This is a genomic window from Bacillus sp. JJ722 (assembly GCF_036963345.1).
Lineage (GTDB): Bacteria > Bacillota > Bacilli > Bacillales > DSM-1321 > Bacillus_AD.
In genome coordinates this window covers 1-2355 of sequence record NZ_JBALMO010000340.1, presented here as the reverse complement: position 1 = coordinate 2355, position 2355 = coordinate 1, and the positions used below count along the sequence as shown (strand labels likewise).

General features: G+C 31.8%; 2 protein-coding genes. Both read right to left on the bottom strand.

The genetic code is table 11. The annotated features are described in order from the left end of the window. The coding region (locus V7014_RS25580) for an inorganic phosphate transporter (RefSeq protein WP_335511680.1) at positions 1-509 on the bottom strand (509 nt) is incomplete at its 3' end. A 553-nt stretch (positions 510-1062) separates the two neighbouring features. Beyond that, positions 1063-2226: a CdaR family transcriptional regulator gene (locus tag V7014_RS25575; protein ID WP_335511674.1), complete on the bottom strand. Its 1164-nt coding sequence runs from the start codon at positions 2224-2226 to the stop codon at positions 1063-1065. Positions 2227-2355 lie beyond the last annotated feature (129 nt).

The following is a 2355-nucleotide window of genomic DNA, read 5'->3' as shown; positions in this document are numbered from 1 at the left end:
GTTTTAGACAAGTTATTATTTTTAAATATAACCTTGAAAATACTGTAAACAATATAACCGAGAGTAAAAGCTATAATTGGTGAAAATATTAATGCTTGAATGATCTTTCCAAACCCTGACCATTTAACGGCATCTATACCCGTGGAAGCAATCGCCGCTCCAGCTATACTACCAATGATGGCATGTGACGAAGAGCTAGGTATACCAAAATACCATGTAATTAAGTTCCATAGAATAGCAGCGATTAAAGCAGCTAAAATAACGACTGACCCGTTCTCCAATGTAAAGGGGTCTACAATATCTTTTGTGATGGTTTGTGCTACACCAGTAAACATCATCGCTCCAAGAAAGTTCATAGAGGCTGCCAAAATGATTGCTCTTTTAGGTTTTAAAGCTTTCGTTGAAACAGCGGTAGCAATCGCGTTTGCAGTATCGTGAAAACCATTAATAAAGTCAAACGCTAGAGCTCCTATTACAATAAAAATAGTTAAAATTAATATAGTATCCACTTTTAAAAGACCCCTTATGCATTTTTCATAATAATTGTTTTTCGTGTATAAGCTAACTTGTAGACAATAATATGCTATTCCTTCTAGACTTTCATAAATCTCCTTATATAATAATCAGTCGCTCGAGTTAAATCATCCGAAATTTCACACAATAACAATACAAACTTGTCTTTTTTGATTCCAAAACCATGTTACTTCCCTCACAATCTAAAATGCGTAAAATCTATTGATTCGTCAAAGTATATAAACAAACTAAGTTTACTCCTATCCAAATGCAGAATAAAGTAATTCCAACTGTATTTTACGAAAAAAACACAATTTGTTTAAATTTTTATCAAAAAATCACATAAAATTTTCATTAAATGGATAAAAAAAGAACTTATTGTTCTTGATACAACAATGAGTTCTGTATGGATCGCTTTTCTTTATTAAGGTTAGCATTATATTAGGCAGATTATACACCTATCTTTTTCGACACATTAAAAAATAAGAGTAATAAGGAAAGGTTGTTCAAAATTCTGGAATTGAACAACCTTTCCTCTTTTTATCTTATTTATAAAATATGTACTCTTTCCTTCTTCCTTTTTTCTTTCAGTATGTCATGAAGAAAAGTGATGGATAAATAGAACAAGACAATACCTGAAGTTTCTTTTGGATCAATTGATGTTATTTCTTTTATTTGTTTAAGGCGATAATGAAGAGTATTAATATGAAGATGCATTTCTGACGCGGTTTTCTTTATTGATTGATTATTCTTTATATAACATTGAAGAGTATCAACTAATTCTGAATGATGTAACAGCTTTCGCATCGTACTTTCTAAAAACTCTTCTCGCATTTCTTGTGGAACTTCTTCAAGAATGACATCGATGACAAGATCCTCATAAAAAATAATCTCGTTTCTCTTGATAGATACTTTCAAAGCTTTTTTAGCTTCCTTATATGAACGGTTTATTACATGTGTACCTGGCGTTTTCCCAATCCCTATCGATAAAGAGCTCTTATATCGATACTCAAAATGTTTCTTAAACTCTCCCAACTGATACACAAAACTTGAGCGACTATATCCATTATTATGGTTCTTTAATAATAAATATAACCCCGAGCCCCACCTGATGATGTAGTCATCATTTTTCGAAAAAATCTTTTGAAACATATCAAGAATATCTCGTTGCATCCAATGAGATTCCATACTATTCATATTCGACATGTCAAATTGTAAAAAACAACATATATGTGGCTTATGAACAGGAATATTTAATAGTACTCCTCGATCAAGAAATTCTGAATCAACAGTGGTTAAGTTTACCCACTCAAAGAAGTATGACTCTAATCCTCTTTTTTTCCATTCCACTTGTTCTGTATAACTAGATTCTTGGATAATTAATTCTGTCATTCTTCCTATCAAATCAGCAATGGGTTCCACTTGTTTTGGATTACCTGTAAGCCCAATGACTCCTATTACTCGCCCCTCAAACATTATTGGAATAGTAATACCTTCTTTAACACCCTTCAATACTTTTGCTGACTCTTTGTCAAAGTATTGCTTTTGTTTTGAACGCAACACTCGCTGCGCACCTTCATGAAAAGTCCCTATTCTATTTACTTGGGTAGAAGCCATAATATAACCATTAATATCGACAACAATAATATCATCGTTTATTACTTGTCGAACTTCTTTTACAATTTTTCTAGCAAGATCTGGATACAATTTCAATTGTTACATTCACCGCCTCTATATTATGTTATCTTATTACATTTCAAAAGGACTGATTATTTTCACTATCCCTATGTGAACTTAATTATTCAGTGGCATTCAATATTTTCAAGAATTCTCTCATAAATC